This is a genomic window from Salmonella sp. SAL04202 (assembly GCF_046550775.1).
Taxonomy (GTDB): domain Bacteria; phylum Pseudomonadota; class Gammaproteobacteria; order Enterobacterales; family Enterobacteriaceae; genus Salmonella; species Salmonella enterica.
Map to the genome: position 1 here is coordinate 415943 of NZ_JBGDXK010000002.1, position 21074 is coordinate 437016.

Below are 21074 nucleotides of genomic sequence, written 5' to 3' on the forward strand. Positions count from 1 at the left end.
TCTTGCCCTGTTTCGCAGGCCGGATAAGGTGTAAATGCCTTATCCGGCCTGCAGGCAACGTTACTTTAAAACATATCCGTACAAACGTTGAATTCCATCGGCATCGGTCTCGCTATATACCCCCTGCAATTCCGGCGAAAAACCAGGCAACAGATTGATGCCCTCTTCCAGCGCCAAAAAATAACGCTGCGCCGCGCCGCCCCAAATCTCCCCCGGCACCACGCACAGTACGCCCGGCGGGTATGGCAATGCCCCCTCGGCAGCAATACGCCCGCCCGCCTCGCTGATACGCACCAGCTCTACATCGCCGCGAATAAAGGCGCTGTTGGCATCCTGTGGGTTCATCGCCACATGCGGCAGGCTTTCTTTGCGGAACATCGCTTTTTGCAGATCCTTAACGTCAAAGCTAACGTACAGATTGTGCATCTCCTGACATAGCTCACGCAGGGTGTAATCGCGGTAGCGCACCGGGTATTTCTGAAAAACCGTCGGCAATACATCCGCAAGCGGCGTATCGTCTTCAATGTGCCGTTCAAATTGCGCCAGCATCGCGACCAGCCGCGCCAGTTTCTCTTCGCTCTCGGCGGGTGTCAGCAAGAACAGAATCGAGTTGAGATCGCACTTCTCAGGCACAATACCGTTCTCACGCAGATAGTGGGCGAGAATGGTCGCCGGGATGCCGAATTCGGTGTACCGACCACTATCGGCATCAATACCTGGCGTGGTCAGTAACAGTTTACAGGGGTCGACAAAATACTGGTCATCCGCATAACCCTCAAAGCCATGCCATTTCGCCCCGGGTTCAAAACTGAAGAAACGACGATTGCTGGCAATGGTCTCCGTCGGATATGCCTGCCACGGCTTGCCGTCAACCTCCAATGGGATAAAGGGCTGAAGCAGTTTGCAACGGGCGAGAATGGCTTTACGCGCGTCAATGCCCAGCGCAACGCACTCCGCCCACAGGCGGCGACCGCTCTCCCTTTCGTGGATTTTGGCATTGATATCCAGCGCCGCAAACAGCGGGTAGAACGGACTGGTCGAGGCGTGCAACATGAAGGCGTTGTTCAGGCGTTTGTGCGGGCAAAAACGCGCCTGGCCGCGAATATGGTTATCTTTTTTGTGGATCTGCGAGGTTTGTGAGAACCCCGCCTGTTGCTTATGTACCGATTGGGTCACAAAGATCCCTGGGTCGTTTTCATTAAGCTCCAGCCGCAACGGCGAGGTATCCGCCATCATATTGATAAACTGCTCATAGCCTACCCACGCGGAGTCAAACAGAATGTAATCGCAGAGATGTCCGATTTTATCCACCACCTGACGGGCGTTGTAAATAGTGCCGTCATAGGTACCCAGCTGAATGATCGCCAGGCGGAACGGACGCGACGCATCGGCGCTTTCCGGCATCACGTCACGAATCTGGTCGCGCAGGTACGTTTCATCAAAACAGTGCGCATCAATACCACCGATAAAACCAAACGGGTTGCGCGCCGCTTCAAGATAGACCGGCGTCGCCCCGGCCTGAATCAGGGCGCCGTGGTGGTTGGATTTGTGATTATTACGATCAAACAGCACCAGATCGCCGCGCGTCAGCAGGGCGTTGGTGACCACTTTATTCGCCGCCGAAGTGCCATTCAGCACAAAGTAGGTTTTATCCGCATTAAACACTTTTGCCGCAAATTTCTGCGCGTGTTTGGCAGAACCTTCATGTATTAGCAGATCGCCAAGTTTCACATCGGCGTTACACATATCCGCACGAAACAGGTTTTCACCAAAAAAGTCATAAAAATGGCGGCCTGCGGGATGTTTTCTAAAAAACTCGCCATGCTGGTGCCCCGGACAAGCAAAGGTACTATTCCCCATGTCGACATACTGGGTCAGGGTGCCATAAAAGGGCGGCAGAAGTTCCGCTTCGTAGCGACAGGCAGCGTTTTCCAGCTCCAGCCATTCCTGCGCGTTCCCGACTATTACCGCCGTAACGCCGACAGGCGCGCTGACGGGTTCATCCGCAAGCATAAACACCGGCAGGTGAAAACCGGTGCGTTTAAGCAACGCCAGAATACCGCTACGGCTGTCGGCAGGGGTAATGACGACTGCGGCCACATCGGTAAAGTCGGTACTGTCCAGCGCCACTACGTTTCGGTGGGTGGAGAGACGGGGGATGAGTTCACCGCTGGCGGCAATATTCATTGATTTCATAAGCGCAAATACCCGTTTCGGGAGTAGAGTAACCCCGGACAAGGCCCGATGCCTTGCCCAACGAGATGCCGGGTCAAACTGGATACCAGCTCCGACCGCCAGACATCAGTAAAAACAGACTGTTTCTGATTTTACTGTTGTCCTGCAGTGAGCGTGCGCTGCCCTCACCGCATAGCGGGGATGACAAAAAAAAGGAAAGAAAGGGGCAAACCTCGCGCAGTCAGGCGACAGTGAAGACAATATAAAGGCGCTATGTTCATCCCGGCGAGCCCCATGCTGGCAGGAGAAATTTCGCGCAATCATGGCACCTTTCACCAGACGGCGCAAGGTAAAATCAGCGCTCTATACGTCACAGATAATCAAGCTATTAACAGCTTAATCGCGTGATAATAAGGCAATTTGAAAGACAAATAACAGGAGTCATTGTGGTAATTGGACCTTTTATTAACGCTGGCGCAATTTTATTCGGCGGCGTTATTGGCGCGCTGTTAAGTCAGCGTCTGCCAGAACGGATTCGCGTCTCAATGACGTCTATTTTTGGTCTGTGCTCTCTGGGTATTGGCATTCTGCTGGTGATGAAGTGCGCTAATCTTCCGGTGATGGTGCTGGCGACGCTGGTCGGCGCGCTTATCGGCGAGTTTTGTTTGCTGGAAAAAGGCATTAATGGCGCAGTCGCGAAAATCCAACAATTATTTATGGCATCGGGTAAGAAGCCAACACACGACTCATTTATTCAAAGTTACGTCGCTATCATTGTACTTTTTTGCGCCAGCGGCACCGGTATTTTCGGCGCGATGCATGAAGGGATGACCGGCGATCCAAACATTTTGATCGCTAAATCTTTTCTGGATTTTTTCACTGCCATTATTTTCGCCTGTTCGCTTGGCATCGCCGTTTCGGCGATTTGCGCGCCGATGTTGATTATCCAGTTAACGCTTGCCGCCTGCGCCACCCTCATTCTTCCACTGACCACGCCGGCAATGATGGGCGACTTTAGCGCCGTGGGCGGACTGCTGCTGGTGGCGACCGGCTCGCGTGTATGTGGAATCAAAATGTTTCCGGTAGTGAATATGCTTCCGGCGCTGTTGCTGGCGATGCCGATTTCCGCCGCATGGGCGATGTTTTTTACCTGATTCTGCGTGCAATAACAACAAAGTGGTGATAGATTGTGCAGTCTACGTTGATTTGAAGAAATTTCGTTGACGAAGCGAGGCGATTACGGTTTAATGCGCCTCGTTGCCCGGATAGCTCAGTCGGTAGAGCAGGGGATTGAAAATCCCCGTGTCCTTGGTTCGATTCCGAGTCCGGGCACCACCTTCCCTTTTTATACTTCCTTAAAAATCCCCATGTGTTTTTAATTCAATGATTTAGTGGAAAAACTCTTCCCAGCGAATTTCTATTTATCCGCCCAAATCAGGGGCTTTTGGTGGTCAACTCGGTGCTCAGTCCGGTTAGATAAAGGAGTGCCCTCAAATGGCATTAACCGACAAACAAGCCCGTAGTGCAAAGCCTTCTGATAAACCCTACAAACTCGCTGATACACTCAGCCTGTATCTTCTGGTAAAACCCAACGGTTTTCGTATCTGGTATTTCAAATATCGTTTTGAGGGAAAAGAGTCCGGGGTATCATTCGGTCCTTATCCCGAAACCTCATTCGCCCTTGTCCGCGAAAAACGCGATGCCACCCGGCGCGTACTAAAATCCGGCTTTACCCCTTCTCAGCAGCGCCGGGACGAAAAAAGGTTATCAATGAATGACTAATGTTCCAGTACATCTCTAGATTGTGGCATACCGGCTGCCTGAAACTCTGGTCAGAAGGTCACGCCAATAAAATTCTTGTCTGCCTCCAACACTACGTTTTCCCTGATATCGGCGCAATGGATATTTCGGCGACTTAAACCCTACATCTCGCGCGACTGGTCAGAGACATTGATGATAAAGGTGTGCATGATGTTGCCGGACGTATACGCCAGCATCTGACCAAAATGATGCGCCACGCCGTACAACAGGGAACGATTAAATATAATCCGGCATTCGATCTCGATGGCGTTGTAACTCCTGTTGTAACCCAGCATCACCCCGCCCTTCCCCTGAAACGCCTGCCTGAATTGCTGGGCTATATCGACACTTTCCGGTATGCCGCACTGCCAGGACAACACCAAACGTGAGTTCACACATCTGGTTAGAGTTTCTCTGGCTTACCACAAAATTGAGTGGGAACACGTTTCAACAGGCACTTCAGGTGCTGATGACTGGCGTGCGCCGCTGGAAGCATAAGAGTAAATCCACAGCATTCCGCCTTAATAGTGGGATGCTGTTTTTGTCCGGGAACGGAGACAAAAAGCCCGTGCCAGCAATGAGTTACGTCTGTTACGTTTCATATATGGGAGATGGTGGATGCCGGAAACTTTGGCGGTAGCGTGCCTGAAGCGGCTGTCCTCCCCATTGCCACTGCCACGAGCGGACCGTGGTTCCTTTTTCGTCAATAAATCCAGAACAAGGTTATGTCACAAAATGGCCTGCGTTTTACGCTGGATGTGGACGGATTAACGCCGACGGCAACCACTGTCGTCAGCTTCACCCTCCAGAGGTATCAACAGTTCAACAGGTGCAAGCTGGAATAAGAATGAAAGACTAAAAACACCAGATGATGCATCCAATGATAGCATTAAATCAGGCCATGGTTCACAGGAGGAAATATTACCATCTTACCTTTACTTAATAAGATCATTTTTAATGAAAATAGGTTTATCAATAAAACAAAAAATATTCTTGACAGCGAAATCGCATCTTTTCTTGCATCTTCAAGTCAGGAAGGATTTGATTTAGTGGATGATAACAATAATTATCTTTTTGATCGCACAGTTAAAAAAATTAGGCGCATTAGCTGATAATGAAATGTTTGGTTTGGAACCTGCATATATTTTTGGCGGGGAAATAAAATTTTTTCTTTATTAAAAAAATTGAATTTTCTGATGGGAAGATTATCATTGATAATGAATCTGTGTCATGGTCACTAAAAAATTTAGTACACAAACAGAATACTCATACTATATCCAAATTCATAGAAAAAAGAAAGAGAAACTTTATCTAATAACAAATTTTAAAAAAATTAGCAGTGCGTTGAGAAAACCAATACATACATTCCCAGATGGAATTATGCCATCAAATAGAAGAGAAAATAAATTAATTAATATCCTGAATTCGCATAAAAAAGATTCAGATCTTATATTTTTATTAAAAGAATTAATTATTTCTATTGAAGTTGCAGTAAGTACAATGTTCCTATCACTTATTAACTTCTAATAAATAATTATTCTTATTTTCCAGGATAATCTCACAACTTATTATTTAGTAAGGAAGCTATGGAGGAAAATGCCCACAGCCGTCCGACTCAACGATAAAGGCACCCAGTACGACGATTATTACGAGACCGTGATTATAGCGGGTTTCCCCACGGTATTTATTGACGGCCTGCCCGTTGCCAGAATGGGTGATGCGGTGGACTGTGGCGGGGTGGTTAATATGACTCGAATGAAATCAAGTAAGGCATCAAAGGTTAGAAAAGTTGACAGAGTCGGAAAACAGGGGTTCGAGCTTCATCATATAGATGAAGTTGCAAATAGAGGCGATGTTTACAATGTAGACAATCTCCGTGTGAACACCATATTGACATACACAGGCGATTTATGAAATTAAAAGAAAATATTAGTGATTATACGGAAAGTGAGTTCATTGATTTCTTGAGAGTGATATTTTCTGAAAACGAGTCGGATACAGATGAAACATTAGATCCATTACTTGAGTATTTTGAGAAGATCACTGAATACCCAGATGGAACAGATCTTATCTATTATCCTGAAACGGAAAGTGATGGAACACCTGAGGGTATTCTGAACATAATTAAAGAATGGAGAGAATCTCAAGGATTGTCTTGTTTTAAGAAAAGTAAATGAAAATCAGGTGTAGGGGAATGCCCAGAGTTACTGGCGCAGTTTAGTAAATCGAATCAAACTTTGATAAAAAGAGGTCGAGCGCCGTACACCTTGATAAGGCAACAAGTCGGAGGTAGGTGGGCTTATGAAATTTACCACGTTGGAAAGATCCAGTATGGAGGAATGGTGTTTGATGTTGATAACCTTAGGATAAACACTCCTAAAAATCATATACGATTGCATAAGTAAGGTTTGAGGTGAAAATGGAACTAAAAAATAACCTTGAAGATTATACAGAAGATGAGTTTATCGAGTTTTTAAATAATTTCTTTGAGCCTCCTGAAGAGTTGACTGGAGATTAATTATCGAAGTTTATTGATAATCTTCTACGACATTTTAATAAAATTACTCAACATCCTGATGGCGGGGATCTGATATTTTATCCATCAGAGGAACGAGAAGATAGTCCTGAAGGAGTTATTGAAGAGCTAAAACGCTGGCGGAAGTCTCAGAGACTCCCCTGTTTTAAGGAAAATAAGTAGCGATCAGTGGTGAGGAGTTTGTCAACCGGAACCGGGATGATAATGCAGTGACCGTTAAAAGGCAAAAATATGTCAGTTAAGGGAGCAACTATCAAAGGCATAATTCTGAGAGTTTTTACATTGAACCGTAGTGCCAGAGGATATATTTGTCTGACGCGAATCGTATGAAATGAGAGCTTTACGTACGGTTTGTGAGAGGCTGTAGGGAAAGATCCTACGGCCTACTCACTAAGAGTCTATTTTTGTACATTGTTTCATGTTCTGGAAACACGATAAAGTATGAGCCTGACGAACTCTCGCCCGCTAAAGTTCCACGCTGGAGGCTGACGGCCAGGAGTCGGACACCTTTGCGGTGGCGAATTTACATCCGTTCAAAAAAATCTAATGTAAGAGATAGATGATATGGCTAAATATATATTCCTCTTTATCTGGATTGTGACATTTTCTGTCAGCGCTGGTGAGCGAGGATATTATTTATTCATATGGGGTAACCCAGAAGGGAAGGAATATTTTAAAGAATATAGAGCTGATGAAAGAATATATGCGGTCAATAAATCCTGTTGGAATGAAAGAGCAGGGAACTCTATACGAATAGTATATGTTGATACTTATCCTCATGGAATAACCGATTCTTTAATCAATTCCTTTTTGGCTGGGAATAATAAATCCATAATAAATATTAGAGTATCATTGAGTAATTTTAGTGACGATCAAATACTTCATGGTTTTGATGGCATGTTAATAATAAATAAAAAAAATGAAGAGATCGAGATTTTTACTATTCCAGTAGTTGGTGCTAATTACTCATATAAAGATAAATTTTTTGTAAACGTCCATGATTTTGAATTATTTGATGGAAAGATCTGTAACGCTTTGATGCCTATAGATAGTTATTTTTCACCATAAGAAGGGTTGTTGAATAAATCAAATTACCCTGTACCGTCAAATGTACCTACAGTCGACACGGGTAACGGATCTACATCTTCTGGGAAGCAAAAGGCAACAACAAAAGATGCGGAACAATTGCCGACAGAGAGAAATAAAATCGTGGAGGGCCTATAGCTACGGACTGAGATTATCTGTTCATGATATGTATGCCACGCACGTTACCATAATATCATTGAATGTATCAAAAATGCCTACGCAGCAAACGGGCATTACAGGATGCAGGATCATTTTAGTCTTGACAGTAATGATATAACACATTGGCTTTATAGCCATTGGGATGTCTTTAAAATTTAGTTTGTACTTCAACATTATGAGAAAGAGGGGTATGAGTTTAAGCCATTTATACACAAAATCATTCTAGATGCATCGCGGCGGCAAGGGAAGAAATCCCCGGGAGCATAGATAACTATGTGACCGGGGTTTCTGAGCGCAGCCAACAAAGAGGCAGCTTAAAGGATGAAGTGTATATTACAGAAATAAATACCACCGTAAAAATCTCAGGTGTCAGAGGATATTACTCCTGATTTGGTATGTATTGTCGGCAAGGTATTTGTTTGTATTGTTAACATAGCATAGTCCGATATTTTGCATAAGGAATGTGATTGTGTCATGGGTAATAACGAAAAAATTCATTTATATTGTGACAATCGCCATATTATTTTGTTCTGTTGTTATATACTTATGGTCAGACAGACCAGTAGAAATCGTGGATGTCCATTATTATTCAGGTAAAGACATTAACATTCTTGCCAGGCATTTCCCCATTACGGACAGGGGAAAGCTGAATTGGTGGAGAGAAAATGAAAGAAAAATTCTGGAAAAATATAATCTCCCTGAAAATGATTTTTCGGTATATATATGGGATTTTGGTGACGGTTATCAAAAATTATCGCCCTATGATTCCGAGGATGAATTTTATTGTTTTCCTGATATAAAATCAGAATCAAAATGTATCAAAAAAGATATATATATGTCTGCTGAATCTGGTGGTAATTATTATCGGATGTTTTTATTTTCTGGTTCTGGTTATTTTTATCAACCGAAAAAAGATGATGATAAGCTTATCGAATCAAATAACTCCACCAAGCTCAACCAGGATAAAAGCCATGAAAAAAATCACTATCATTAGTTTGTTTCTTATCTTACCTTTGAAAGCAAATATTATTCCATCTATATCATTACCAGACAAATTAAGTGAGTCGAAATATTCTGTAAGAATGCTTCGCATTGATGCAAGGATTGACTATCGCGTGGAAACCCCTGAGTGTAAGAACGTAAAATTTAATGATTACTTTTTCTTAAATGAAAATATTAAAGATCTCAATGATAAAAACCATGTTTATGATCCTGAGTTTTATCCAATTACATTATGGAGTTGTTCATATAGCAGAGAGGTGTATGATGTTGGTGAGTATGGCTCACATATACAGCACATCGTTTTTGATAAAAATAAAAACATATGGGTGATAGATGATGATGCAACAAAAATAAATAATGAATTTAAACCATCAGTTTTATATAATATAAGTTCAGTGAATGCACAGGGTTTCTTAATCATTGATGAGAATATTTCGGAGATGGATAAAACAATATACGAAGATGATAACATAAAAAAGAAATTTTATTTTTGTATGATTGATGGCTCACATGCTTTATGCGGCGCAGGCAGTTTAATCAGAAAAATAGATAATCAGTTGATTGATTTTACGCCATACATATTAAAGTCACTGGAAAGTATGGAGATTGGCGTTAATTAAAAAGGAATATCCGATATTAATATACTCTAAATAATTTGAGTTACAGGAATGCAGTAAATTTCCAGGAGTCTGGATGTTGGATACTGAGATGAGCGTATCATTAATGACGAGGTTACTCTGCGTTATTTAAGTGGTTCATGCCGCTTTAGTTCTGTCTTTGACACAGACGAGTGGCTTAAAATTTCAGGTGAGAGCAATTATCATTTTTCTGTTCCACTTGATAATATGTATCATTTTTATCAGGTCAGCATCGTTATAGTATACGTACAGTGGATTATTTAATCGTTGATAGAAACTGGCCTTCAAAACAAGAAAATTACTATCATGCGCTACGCCTGTTGACGTTTACGCCTAATAAGATATGCCAGAAAACAGATAATGGCAGGGTTATTCTTCAGCATAAAATTAACTGTCATAAGAATGGTAATGGCGACACAAAAAGAAAAACCATGAAATATAATGAAGGTACTTTTAAATATATGCTCAAAAAAATCATTGGCGCTCTCGCGTCAATTATTGGTGGGCTACTTGTTTTTTTATGTGTCTATTGGTTATTTCGTCTGGATACCTGGACAGAACGAGGGATTTATATAGGCGCCTCTATATTTTTGGCTCTTATTCTCATAAAAATACTATCATTTTTCAATGATGAATAGACGGCAGGAAAAAACCGTGAGTGTCTCACACCGATTCTTACTGGATGTCAAATTTCGAAAGCCTGCTCTGCTGATACCCTATACAGAAGAACTGGTTCAACAATTATCAGACAGTAGCAGGAATCAAACCCACACCGGGAAAATCATGTAGATAATTCTGTAATGGTTAGTTTTGTAGTGGTCTTGATAAACGGTCAAAAATAGCTTTAACAGTCCATTAGCCCAAAGGACTTCTCCGAGTCCGGGCACCAACCATTCAGATGCGGACGCCCTATGGCGTCCGTTTTGCTTTATAAAATCAACAGGTTATTCCGTTCTTCATGTTCACTACTGTTCATTAAAATATACTGGCAACCACCGCTTTTTGTGGGTAAAAACCCCGGTTTTCTGCATAGCGCATGACGCTATTGAAACGTTATTTAGCAAATCCTGTCTGAACCAGAAATTAAGTCTCTGTTAACCTGCGCTATTACAGAAAATCATAGAACAGGCGTCTCAAAAGAATATCGTCCTGAAGGACGAGAACCCACAGCATTTTCAGGAGATGAGTCAACCGCGACAGAAAAAATTATATTAATAATTTTTAATTATTTTTTATAAAGCCAGACAAGATTTAAATTAAAAGCATTTATTTTCAATCGGTTATAAAAAATATCGCAACACGCGTCACATTATTAACATGTGAATGATTGTGTTAACCGAATGTAAACTGTATGTTTCAACATACCACTATTTTACTGCGTCCCGGCGCGCTCATCCGGATGGAAGGAGATAACATGTCAGCCTTATCAACTACTGGCCATAATGACGGGATCACTCTCCATTGTTTACAGAGCATTGCGCAACTCATTCCTCTGTCGTCGGCGGTTTTTTATCGTGTTAATGCTTATTTAAAGCCGGAAGCCTATGTTTTACATAACATTTCCAATAGCACACACCAACAATATCTGGAGCATTTTCAACCATTAGACCCGCTATCGCCTTCCCGGTTCGGCCAACAGGTTATTACCGTAGCGACGATGACGCCCGGTATCTGTGCCCGTCATCGCCATTATTATCATGAATTTATGCTACCTAATCATGTGTGCGACATGATTGAGATCTTTATTCGTCGGGGCCATCGTATTATCGCGGGCATTTCATTAATGCGCGATATACCTTTTTCCAGCGAAGAGCGTTTACGAGCCCAGGCAGTACAACCATTACTGGGACTGGCAATTCATGATTCTCTTCAGGAAGACAACAATCTGACGTCAATATTGACCGCCAAAGAGCGTGAAATTGTGGGAATGGTCTGCGAAGGGGCCAGCAACAAATTGATTGCCCGTCAGTTGAATATTTCTCTCTCAACAGTGAAAACGCATTTACGTAATATTTTTGCTAAAACAGAAGTGATAAATCGCACGGAACTGGTTTCCCGAACCAGAATGTCTTCGGTACAACATTCACAGCATATGTGAAAGCGTGCTTTTTAACCCGCGTCAATTGCGGGTCTTTTCCCCATTGTCATATATGCCTGAATTAATACCACTCTCTGAGCTGATGCCGTAATAAAATGTCATATTATCTGGCGTCGGCATCCTGTTGCAGCCATTGATTCATGGCCTGATTGATCATATTTATCACACTAAGCAGAAGAACACGCTGGTGCCGCTCAAGCCGCAGATAACGGCGCAGCGGCGGCATTTTACAAACCACTTCGCTAGCAGCCCATAGCTCAATGCTGCAATACCATTCCTTATGATGTAAAACCAGCGTAAACCGACGATAATCCAGTTCACTCAGTGCCTGTTGTAAATTGGGGAAACGATTGAGATAGTTAATCAGCCCGGCGGTACTTTTGCTGCCAGTAAAAATGACGGGATAACGTTTCAGCCATCCGGGCTGATGAACGCGAATTTTGCCCTGCAAAGGATAATTGATTGTGCCTTTCACCCCGAACTCACAACTGTGAATACTGGCCATGAATAACCGTTTTTGCTGAACATGGCAGATAACCTGGGTAAATGCATTCAGATGCAGCACGGCGCTATGTTCGGTCAATTTTTCACAACGCCAGCCGCTCAAATCACGTAACACCATATTCATTAATGCGTTCTTAAACCAGGGGACGGAGGACATCTGGCGTCATCTCTTCATTGTTTCGCTTTTCATAATTGCCCATCGCCCGTTCCACGACCTCTTCTACCGGAAGCGGGAGGAAAGGATTAACCCGTTGCACACATAATGTCCAGAATAAGGCATAGGCGGCAGTCAATCCAAGCATAATACCGAATGGTATAAGTACATCCCGACTGTTCATTCCTGGAGGCGCGATATTAATAATGGCGATAATAATACCCACGCTCGAAATAATCTGAGGTAAGGGAAACCAGGGGGCCCGGTAAGCGCGTGGTAAATCGGGGCGCCGAATACGTAAGATAACGACCGATAACGTTACCAGCAGATAAGCTACTCCCCAGGCGCAGACCGCAGCGAGGATCAGCGGAACAATGTGGTCGATATCACCGTTCAGATACCAGGCATGTAAACAGGGAATCGCAACACCGAATGCGATGGCGATGACCGGTGTTTTAAAGCGGGGGTGCAACCAGGTCAGAAACCGCGGCAAAGCGCCGTCCAGCGCCATGCCGTATATAATACGCGGTACTGCCGCCATTAGCGTATTAATCGTCGCACATCCCGCTAACAACAACCCCACGCCCAGCCAGTATTGCCCGACATGTCCCATGACACGATTGGCAAAGGCGGGAATAGCCATCGGCGTATCCAGTAAAAAGATATGGTTTGCCGCATCGACCACCACATTATTTACCTGCCGGTTAATCGCAGCGCCATAGAGGAACATACAACCTGCCACCGCTAAAAGGCCAAGCGCCATCGCTCTGGGAATCGTACGATGCGCTTTTTTAATTTCCGGCGCCATTGGCGTGACCAGTTCACAACCGACGAACATAAACATCGCCATGCCAATATAACCAAACAGACCAGAAAGATTACTGACATCAAGCGGTGCGCCAAACCACCCGGAATGATGAGTGACCGGGGATAACAGGATCCCGCATAAACCGAAGATGGTCAGGGTAGTCCACATACCGAAAGTAAGAAATACCTCCACCTTGCCAAATACTTCAACACCAATGGCATTCAGTATCCCGAAAACCACTACCATGCCGACGCCAACCATCCAGGTATTGTGCTGCATGGCCACGTGTTCGCTAACAGACTCAAAGTTCACCAGCGCCATGACGCCAGCGAGAATCGTTTCTGCCGTGCCGGCAAAAATGTGTACGATCAGGTAAGCGCAAAGCGCACCGGTGATAGCGAAAAAACGCCCCATCCCGCAGGAAATATAGTCGTAGACGGAGCCAGTCGTGGGAATGAGCGTTGCCGCTTCGGCAAAGGTGGTAATCTGCGCTTGCATCATAATAAATGCCAGTAATACCGCAAGGGCAAAGGTATCTCCCCCTGAGCCAAAACCACTGGTCACGGTCAGGATCACCGGGCTTGCCATAATCAGCCCGACGGAGCTGGCAAGCGTCGTGGGGAAACCAATAACGCCACGTTCAAGATGGCTGGCAAGTCTGTTTTTAAACATGGTCAACCTCTTCACTATTATTACAACAATAAATTACCGCTCCGGAATAACGTTTATTTATGGCAGGCACCACATCTAACAGGTATCGTCCTGAAGAGGGATAACGGTAAATAAATTTGTGACGCCGTCCCCGCATGCGCTAATAGCAAGTGGGGAGCGCGTTATTCTCCCCACTGATGCCAACGCTACTGACGAACAATTAAAGGATTCAACCCTGTTTGTGGCTTTCGACGTTTGCCAGATAATGTTTTACAAAACGGGGCGTTAAAACTTTCCATGCCACTTCGGTTCCCTGTTCAACAAACCAACTATCGCCTGGTGAAAAACGTATCGGTTCCTGACCCGCAACAGTGAGTTCCACTTCCCCTTCCAGCACGGTTGCGTGCTCGGTAAAGGGATAAATCATCGTGAAACCGCCGCGGGTCGATGAAAACAGTCCACAGGTAAATACGTCCTCAGGTTTACCGTAAATCATCGCAACGGCGACCTGGGGATCGCCTTCTGTTGGCAACGCCCCCAACAGGCTGACACTCCCGATTGGCTGTAATTCAGGAACAGGTTGATTGAGTTTAAAAGCGTGCATTAATGTTCTCCTGGTTAATTCCGGCCTTTCCAGAAACCGGCTGTTTGATGTATCAGTTTTCCCGCACTGACCAGCAATAGACGTAGACTGTCGCGACCATAAATTGTCGCGTGGGGAATGCTACTCATCAGACGATACCGCTCGGAACCGCCATTTATTCCTTCGGCCAGGATTTTGCATACAATATGGGAAGGCGTGACGCCAAATCCGGAATAACCCTGAACATAAAAAACATTATTGTGTTCACGAAGCGTGCCAATCTGCGGAAACAGATTCGCGCTACAGGCCATCGGTCCGCCCCAGGCAAAATCGATTTTAACGTCTTTCAAATAAGGGAAGACCTCCGTCAACAGAGTGCGGTTCCAGGCAGCAAAATCGTGCGGGGTATATTCAAGAAACCTTGTGGCGCTGCCAAACAGCAGACGGTTTTCTTTTGTGAGACGGTAGTAATTTATAACCGGGCGGATATCGCTAAAAGCCCCGCGCAAGGGACTGATCCGCTCAACAAGCTCGCTGGAGAGAGGTTCTGTAGAGACCTGATAAGAATAAGTAACCAGCGTTTTCTTATAAATTTCTGGTTCCAGATTATTGAGAAAACTATCACAGGCCCACAGCAATTTGGCTGCTTTTACGCTGCCCATCGCAGTACGTACCCGCACAGTTTTACCGTAACTGACCTCAACCACAGGTGAATATTCGAATATCTTCACCCCCAGCGAATTCGCAGCCTGAGCGGAGCCCAGCAATAAATTCAGCGAGTGGACATGCCCTCCCCCCATATGCTTGAGAACACCGCAGTAGACGTCGGAACCGATAACCTGCTGCACGTCTTTACCGGTATAGAGTTCAATATCGTCTTCCGGCGTAGCGGCTTTGAATTCTTTTTCCCATTGTTGCAGCGTTTTTAACTGCCGCTGGTTGTAGGCCAGATAACCATATCCGGGGACAAAATCAGCATCAATATGGTATTTACGAATTCGCTCCCGAATAATGCCTGCGCCGAGGTTCGAGATTTTAAACAGCGTCTCCATTCCCGCTGCGCCTACATATTTTTTAACGGCTTCGATGTCGTGACCTATACCGGCCATCACCTGACCGCCATTTCGCCCGGTGCCGCCATACCCAAGATGGCGGGCTTCCAGAACGACAACATTAGTGATCCCCTGCTCCGCCAGTTCCAGCGCGGTATTGATGCCTGAAAAGCCACCGCCAATGATCACCACATCGGCATCAATATCGTCTTGCAGAGCAGGAAAATGCAACGGGTATTTTTTCGTCGCGCCGTAGTAATTCAACGCATCGATTTTTGTATTCATCGCGTTACCTTGTCATCACGCTTGACTAAGACCGCTATCACAGCACGGTAACGTTTTACAAAATATCGTCCGGAAGAATGACGTTCTTTGGAACGATATTCAGCCCCGAAAAAGTATGTTGGGATGGAAAAACGTACATTCCTGACCTACAGGCACTTCTGATGAGCGATGTGACATTACTTGCCGAAGTAACCACTTTTTTACGACAACGACACGGACAATTTATTGCAGGTGAACGTCAGGCCGGAAACGGCACGAACTTTTCGGTCACTAACCCAGCCACCGGCAAAATTATCGCCGACGTTGTGTCGGCAACCCCTGCGCAGGCAGAAGAGGCCATGCAGAGCGCCAGACGGGCGTTTGATGTCTGGCGTAAAATGCCAACGTTACAACGCGGCGCATTACTGCTGAAACTGGCTGATACTCTTGCCGCTCATCGTGAAGAGTTAGCTCAACTGGAAAGCGTCTGTTCAGGTAAAACGATTACGCTGTCGCGCGGTCTTGAACTCGATCAGTCAGTGGCCTTCCTGCGTTACTTTGCCGGTTGGGCAGGAAAAATAACCGGTGAAACGCTGAATGTCTCCCTGCCATCAATGGGAGAAGAGAGATACACAGCGTTTACCCAACGCCAACCCATTGGTGTGGTCGTCGGTATTGTGCCGTGGAATTTCTCAATTATGATTGCTATCTGGAAACTGGCCGCAGCGCTGGTATGTGGCTGCACCATCGTCATTAAACCAAGTGAATATACCCCGCTGACACTGCTGCGAGTTGCTGAACTGGCTAAAGAGGCAGGTTTCCCTGATGGCGTAATTAACGTGGTAAACGGTGCTGGCGGTGAGATAGCGCAACAGCTGATCGCGCATCCAGATTGCGCCAAAGTGAGTTTCACCGGGTCAGTTGCGACAGGTGAGAAAGTCCGGCGTTCGGCAACATCGTCAGGAAAACGCGTTACCCTCGAACTGGGAGGGAAAAATGCGGCGCTGTTTCTCAATGATCTCACGGCACAAGCCATGGTCAACGGTATTCTTGAAGCCGGTTATCTGAATCAAGGACAGATTTGTGCTGCCGCAGAGCGTTTTTATCTGCCCCAGGAAAAACTGGATACGGTCATGACGCTCCTCAGGCAACGGTTATCGGAGATCGTGCCCGGCTCCCCTTTAGATGAAAAAACGGTGATGGGCCCGCTGGCGAATCAGGTTCAGCTTGAAAAAGTGCTGCATCTGATTCAACGCGCACGGGAAGAAGGGGATACCATTGTTTACGGCGGTGAAACTTTACCCGGCGAAGGGTACTTTTTACAGCCGACGGCGGTAAAAGTGCGTAGTAAAAACAGTATGCTGATGCACGAGGAGACTTTTGGCCCTGTCTGTAGCTTTATCGGTTATCAGAATGAAAAAGAGGCGCTTTCGCATATCAACGCTTCGCCATTCGGCCTTGCTGCAAGTGTGTGGTCGGAAAATATGTCTAAGGCATTACGCTACGCTGAAGATATTGATGCTGGCATGGTATGGGTCAATATGCATACCTTCCTCGATCCCGCAGTACCCTTTGGAGGGATGAAGGGATCGGGTAGTGGTCGTGAATTTGGCAGCGCGTTTATTGATGACTATACCGAACTTAAATCTGTCATGGTCCGTTATTAACCATCCTGAAAATGATGCAGGCAGATCAACCATACCGAAAGGTGGACTGTCTGCCTGATTATCAGGTTCGTTCGCTGCGTTTTATTGCTTGTGGGTAATGTTAAACGCCCGGCCCGGCGTTCCTTCCTGCATTACTCGCGCCATCTACCGTTAGAGTAGGCTATCTCCAGTCTTAACGGTTCAGACTCATCCTGTAACATCGCTTCCAAAGACAACGCCAGCGTCTGATGATAGGCATCTTTTACACTGACTTTCAGCATGTTGATGCTCGGTTCATAACGTAAAATAGCAGCGCGAAGCTCACGGCAAAACCAGTTGAGAACCCGTTTGTCACCCACATTCACCTCGTGCCATTCCGGCATACCCCGAGTGAGCAGCGGCGGTAATGTCTCGCCACCTGGCACGGCGCAAGAGTTGAATAAACACATTAACTTGCAGCGTACCAATTCATGTGGGCTTATCCCCTCAACCAAGAGCCTGTCGAATAGCGCGACCGGAATGGTTGGCGTCATCATCATTTCCCTATCTGGTCCATCGCCAGATCCCATACTGACGCTCTGGACTCCTGTTGAGCGCCGTCTGATTTCTCGGCAGTGATTTGCCATTTGATTTTCGTGAAGTTCAGCGACATCGTTTCCACCGGCTTACCGCCGGCGCCGCCGCTAACACTGAGTTGTGATATCAGCACGTTTGTCAGGGTATAAACGATAAGCGACCGCATTTTGCCGCCGTCATTGTGGCACAACGTCAGCACCGCGGTTCTAATTAGCCTCCCGCTACAGCAGTACTCATTGAGCACAGGCGTGGCGAGGTCGACAAATTTAGTGAGCGACATTTCACCAACATGCGCACGCCCGGAAGTCCGCTCGGTGAGGCTAACATCGTTATTTACCTGCATTGCCACATTGTGGCTATAAGACATGATCTCTATCTGATCTTCAAAGCCTTCAACCTGGCTTTCGCCTTTGATATTGTCGAGCTTTAAAAAAATCGCATCCATGATTTATCTCCTTGTTGATCAGGTGGCAGTTCAGCAGCCAGACGAATACCGGCGGCCAACGCTTGTGACTCTTATTAAAAGCGCAACTACCAAAAAACACAGCGTGAAAAGCGCCAGGTTTGCAGGGATTTTGCCAACGTTTACCCACGTCTGATGAACGTTATTCCGCTGGTTGCAATGCAATAGAAGGTTTTGGCCCGCTGTGGCCAAATACAATTGAGGTTATACTGAACGCTCTCTGCCATATTCAATCCCTTTTATCGCAAAGTATCCCTGGTGCCGGTATCACAGCGTCGTTATTCAAAAATTGACATTTCAGAATAATAATCAGCTATATATAAAAAACACATCAAAAAGCAAATATCAACTTAATTTTTACTTATTTAATAAAAAAACACAAATTGATTTACATTAATTAACACATACAAAAGCATTAAAAATCAAAGCATTAAATAAAAATTAATCACTATGGAAATTTTATTTTTCTTAATACTCACATTATAAATGTTATTTGCTTATTTACCTGTGAACACTAAAAAATGATTTAAATCAAAAAACAAACTATTCTCGTTGATTAACGTTTTGACCGAAATAAAAAAGATTTTATACGTCCCGGGATAGTCTCCCTTTCTGATGGACAATATGCATTAACGAGCGGGCAAACAGGTAACTTCTGCCCGGGTAATCCGTTACCCGACTGATATTAACATTGTCATGAGGTGATATCATTTGCCTGGCCAGCCATAATCATCCGGAACCGGCGCTACGCCACGAACATCAGGACGGAGCATTTTTTGTCGATCCTCTTCGTCATCCACCCAGACACTGGCTATCTCTTCACAGGTTGCAAACCATACTCCATCATGCCCTTTAATATGTTCAATCAAACGTGACAACATCATCATATGATGCCCATGACCGATTATCTGCGGATGAAGAGCCATCGCATATAAACCGTTTTCCTGATGGTTATAAGCATAGGTAAAAATATCCTTCCAGCGTCGCAGAACACCGTCAGTATCGCTCATCCCCTCCTGGTTGCCGGTATACGCCAGTGCGGGAAAATCATCCAGATACCAGCTAACAGGAATTTCCAGAATCGCGCTGGCCGGGCCTGCGATATTTCCCGTTTCCCAATTCACCTGCCAACGTTGAGGATGGTAAGGCACAAGATCTCTCGCCATCAGGCTACTGTCATAGAGAAAACCGGCTTCCTCCAGAAGATCCAGCGTATTCTCGCTATAATCCCAATAGGGAGAACGGTATCCCACAGGGCGTATGCCGAAATGTCTTTTATAACAGGCGAACGCCAAATCCATTAGTCGGCGTTCTGTATCACGATTCACCAGCGTCGGATTTTCATGATAGTAGCCATGGTGAGCGATTTCATGCCCGGCATCAAAAATCGCTTTACTGATTTCCGGGAAGGTGTCTACAGTGTGTCCGGGAATAAAAAAGGTGGTTTTGATATTATTTTCTTTGAACAATTTCAGAAGCCTTGGTACGCCAACTTGTGCACCAAACTCTCCCCGTGACATAAAGGATGGCGACGGTCGATTAAATCCGCCCAGCCATAAAGACTGAGCATCTACATCAACACCAAGATTGACCGCAATCCTTTTACCCTCAGGTAATTTTAAATATCCCATAACGACCTCCAGCTAATACATAGAAGGGACACATTCTGTTATTTAATGTGTGATGGCCAGATATTATATATGCCTGCTTTTCTGCGTCTGTCCTTGAACGTTGTTGCTGCCCCCCCAAGTCTATTTTCATATAGAACATCGAGGTTAATTTCTCCTGAAATGACATCCTCTTGATTGACGTGCGCCTCTGCGATAATACCTTGTGGATTTTTCCACACGACATCACAGGGGCTTAAAATTGAACTTCGGGCCCAGCAGCCTGGCAGTGGCCCGCCCGGGTTTCCGCCCAGGCAACAGTGAACAAGATAAATTTGATTTTCAATACAACGTGCGTGGCAACAATGCCTGACTCGCCAAAATCCCTGTTCAGTAAACGTAGCGGAAGGCGTTAAAATTAACTCCGCACCCTGTTCCGCCAGCGTCGCGGCACACTCCGGTATTTCTGCTTCATAACAAATATTAAAACCCACCTTTGCAAATGGCAGTTGAAAAACAGCCATTTTATCGCCTTCCTGAGTATACCAACCCCGTTCAGCCGGGAAGATATGCGTCTTACTGTGAGCATAATGTTCGCCATCGGGTCCCCATATATGCGCAACATTCTCATAGCGATCTGCTCCAGTCTGCTCCAGATGAGAGCCAGCAATAATGAACTGTCCTCTTTCTTTCGCTTCCTGTTGAAAAAGCTGCTTATAGGCATCCGTGAACTGATCAATTAAAGTAAGGTGTGAAATGGGTCTTTCTTGCCATTTTTTCAATAATGTAAATAACTCAATGGTAAATAGCTCCGGGAAGATAACGACATCAGCCCCCTGACTTTTATTAAGAAGTATCCTTACCTTTGTTATGAAATCTTCAAAAGTGTTTATTTCGGTAACAATATACTGACAGGCTGAAACAGTAAAATTACGTGACATCGTGATATCCCCGGCATGAAATTTAAACTTAAATTAACGTATAGCGCATGGAGAATATTAGGGAGCGGACATTACGACATCAGGTTATTTTTTTGTGAAGCTGCGCAAAATATATGGAGAAAAGAGTAGAAGCATTGAACATTTATTTACATAAAGGGGACTTTATCGATGATCGCAGCGAGACAGAGAGTCGATAAAAATCCAGGAGAAAAACAATAACCCTTACCACAATATTATTTTCAGCATCTGAAAATAATCAGGCAAACTAAATGATAACGCGCTGGTATAAAACCAACGCGTATTTTTACCGATAAGGGTAATGAAGACGGCC

Annotated in this window: 19 protein-coding genes, 1 tRNA gene and 4 pseudogenes; 15 read left to right on the plus strand and 9 right to left on the minus strand. The window is 45.0% G+C overall.

Annotated features, from left to right (window positions below; translation table 11 throughout):
• Positions 1–60 precede the first annotated feature (60 nt).
• Positions 61–2196 (minus strand): ornithine decarboxylase, encoded by a 2136-nt coding sequence (locus ACLJQJ_RS12280; RefSeq protein WP_063808833.1) that lies wholly within the window; start codon positions 2194–2196, stop codon positions 61–63.
• Positions 2197–2621: 425 nt separating this feature from the next.
• Between ACLJQJ_RS12280 and ACLJQJ_RS12285 the strand changes: the two genes are divergently transcribed.
• The 14 genes and pseudogenes from ACLJQJ_RS12285 to ACLJQJ_RS12350 all read left to right on the plus strand — a co-directional run bounded on the left by ACLJQJ_RS12285 (position 2622) and on the right by ACLJQJ_RS12350 (position 11494).
• Positions 2622–3329 (plus strand): DUF554 domain-containing protein, encoded by a 708-nt coding sequence (locus ACLJQJ_RS12285; protein ID WP_063808834.1) that lies wholly within the window; start codon positions 2622–2624, stop codon positions 3327–3329.
• A 105-nt stretch (positions 3330–3434) separates the two neighbouring features.
• Positions 3435–3510, plus strand: a tRNA-Phe gene (locus ACLJQJ_RS12290).
• Positions 3511–3669: 159 nt separating this feature from the next.
• A pseudogene (locus tag ACLJQJ_RS12295) lies at positions 3670–4331 on the plus strand (tyrosine-type recombinase/integrase); the annotation flags it as partial.
• A 1-nt stretch (position 4332) separates the two neighbouring features.
• A pseudogene (locus ACLJQJ_RS12300) lies at positions 4333–4473 on the plus strand (type VI secretion system tube protein Hcp); the annotation flags it as partial.
• 732 nt (positions 4474–5205) lie between these two features.
• Complete coding sequence (locus ACLJQJ_RS12305; protein WP_024147227.1) at positions 5206–5502, plus strand: hypothetical protein; 297 nt, start codon at positions 5206–5208, stop codon at positions 5500–5502.
• Positions 5503–5571: 69 nt separating this feature from the next.
• Positions 5572–5889, plus strand: coding sequence for a PAAR domain-containing protein (locus tag ACLJQJ_RS12310; RefSeq protein ID WP_063808835.1), 318 nt, complete (start codon positions 5572–5574; stop codon positions 5887–5889).
• Positions 5886–6152: a bacteriocin immunity protein gene (locus ACLJQJ_RS12315; protein WP_063808836.1), complete on the plus strand. Its 267-nt coding sequence runs from the start codon at positions 5886–5888 to the stop codon at positions 6150–6152. The genes ACLJQJ_RS12310 and ACLJQJ_RS12315 overlap by 4 nt, the downstream gene beginning before the upstream one ends.
• Before the next feature lie 21 nt (positions 6153–6173).
• Positions 6174–6380 (plus strand): annotated as a pseudogene (locus ACLJQJ_RS12320) (type VI secretion system tube protein Hcp); the annotation flags it as partial.
• 14 nt (positions 6381–6394) lie between these two features.
• Positions 6395–6673: pseudogene (locus ACLJQJ_RS12325) on the plus strand (bacteriocin immunity protein).
• Between the two features lie 402 nt (positions 6674–7075).
• Positions 7076–7579: a hypothetical protein gene (locus ACLJQJ_RS12330; RefSeq protein ID WP_020899242.1), complete on the plus strand. Its 504-nt coding sequence runs from the start codon at positions 7076–7078 to the stop codon at positions 7577–7579.
• Positions 7580–7801: 222 nt separating this feature from the next.
• Positions 7802–7915, plus strand: a complete 114-nt coding sequence (locus tag ACLJQJ_RS12335; RefSeq protein WP_223164411.1) for a DUF3289 family protein — start codon at positions 7802–7804, stop codon at positions 7913–7915.
• A gap of 310 nt (positions 7916–8225) precedes the next feature.
• Positions 8226–8750 (plus strand): DUF943 family protein, encoded by a 525-nt coding sequence (locus ACLJQJ_RS12340; RefSeq protein WP_031625888.1) that lies wholly within the window; start codon positions 8226–8228, stop codon positions 8748–8750.
• A complete protein-coding gene (locus tag ACLJQJ_RS12345; RefSeq protein ID WP_063808837.1) occupies positions 8728–9378 on the plus strand; it encodes a hypothetical protein in 651 nt (216 codons plus the stop codon). Before ACLJQJ_RS12340 ends, ACLJQJ_RS12345 begins: the two co-directional genes overlap by 23 nt.
• 1432 nt (positions 9379–10810) lie before the next feature.
• Positions 10811–11494, plus strand: a complete 684-nt coding sequence (locus ACLJQJ_RS12350) for a helix-turn-helix transcriptional regulator (RefSeq protein ID WP_001275358.1) — start codon at positions 10811–10813, stop codon at positions 11492–11494.
• A gap of 103 nt (positions 11495–11597) precedes the next feature.
• On the opposite strand, the gene ACLJQJ_RS12355 is transcribed toward ACLJQJ_RS12350, so the two are convergent.
• From ACLJQJ_RS12355 to ACLJQJ_RS12370, 4 genes are all read right to left on the minus strand, one after another.
• Positions 11598–12155, minus strand: coding sequence for a DUF3156 family protein (locus ACLJQJ_RS12355; RefSeq protein WP_063808838.1), 558 nt, complete (start codon positions 12153–12155; stop codon positions 11598–11600).
• On the minus strand, positions 12133–13632 hold the full coding sequence (locus ACLJQJ_RS12360; protein ID WP_000475953.1) for an APC family permease: 1500 nt from the start codon (positions 13630–13632) through the stop codon (positions 12133–12135). Before ACLJQJ_RS12360 ends, ACLJQJ_RS12355 begins: the two co-directional genes overlap by 23 nt.
• A 208-nt stretch (positions 13633–13840) precedes the next feature.
• Positions 13841–14215, minus strand: coding sequence for a cupin domain-containing protein (locus ACLJQJ_RS12365; protein WP_000542980.1), 375 nt, complete (start codon positions 14213–14215; stop codon positions 13841–13843).
• A gap of 14 nt (positions 14216–14229) precedes the next feature.
• A complete protein-coding gene (locus ACLJQJ_RS12370) occupies positions 14230–15531 on the minus strand; it encodes an NAD(P)/FAD-dependent oxidoreductase (RefSeq protein ID WP_001092814.1) in 1302 nt (433 codons plus the stop codon).
• Between the two features lie 161 nt (positions 15532–15692).
• Here ACLJQJ_RS12370 and ACLJQJ_RS12375 point away from each other — a divergent pair, with 161 nt between their 5' ends.
• Positions 15693–17177, plus strand: a complete 1485-nt coding sequence (locus tag ACLJQJ_RS12375; RefSeq protein WP_063808839.1) for an NAD-dependent phenylacetaldehyde dehydrogenase — start codon at positions 15693–15695, stop codon at positions 17175–17177.
• A 131-nt stretch (positions 17178–17308) separates the two neighbouring features.
• Here ACLJQJ_RS12375 and iraD read toward each other — a convergent pair whose 3' ends face one another.
• The 4 genes from iraD to ACLJQJ_RS12395 form a co-directional block, all read right to left on the minus strand.
• Positions 17309–17692 carry an anti-adapter protein IraD gene (iraD, locus tag ACLJQJ_RS12380; RefSeq protein WP_023202720.1) on the minus strand — a complete coding sequence of 128 codons (384 nt, stop codon included), beginning with the start codon at positions 17690–17692 and terminating at the stop codon, positions 17309–17311.
• On the minus strand, positions 17692–18177 hold the full coding sequence (locus ACLJQJ_RS12385; protein ID WP_023138735.1) for an Hcp family type VI secretion system effector: 486 nt from the start codon (positions 18175–18177) through the stop codon (positions 17692–17694). The genes iraD and ACLJQJ_RS12385 overlap by 1 nt, the downstream gene beginning before the upstream one ends.
• Before the next feature lie 725 nt (positions 18178–18902).
• On the minus strand, positions 18903–19826 hold the full coding sequence (locus ACLJQJ_RS12390) for a polysaccharide deacetylase family protein (protein ID WP_000540892.1): 924 nt from the start codon (positions 19824–19826) through the stop codon (positions 18903–18905).
• 38 nt (positions 19827–19864) lie between these two features.
• Entirely contained in the window at positions 19865–20743 is an 879-nt protein-coding gene (locus ACLJQJ_RS12395; protein ID WP_000089254.1) for a carbon-nitrogen hydrolase family protein, read from the minus strand.
• Positions 20744–21074 lie beyond the last annotated feature (331 nt).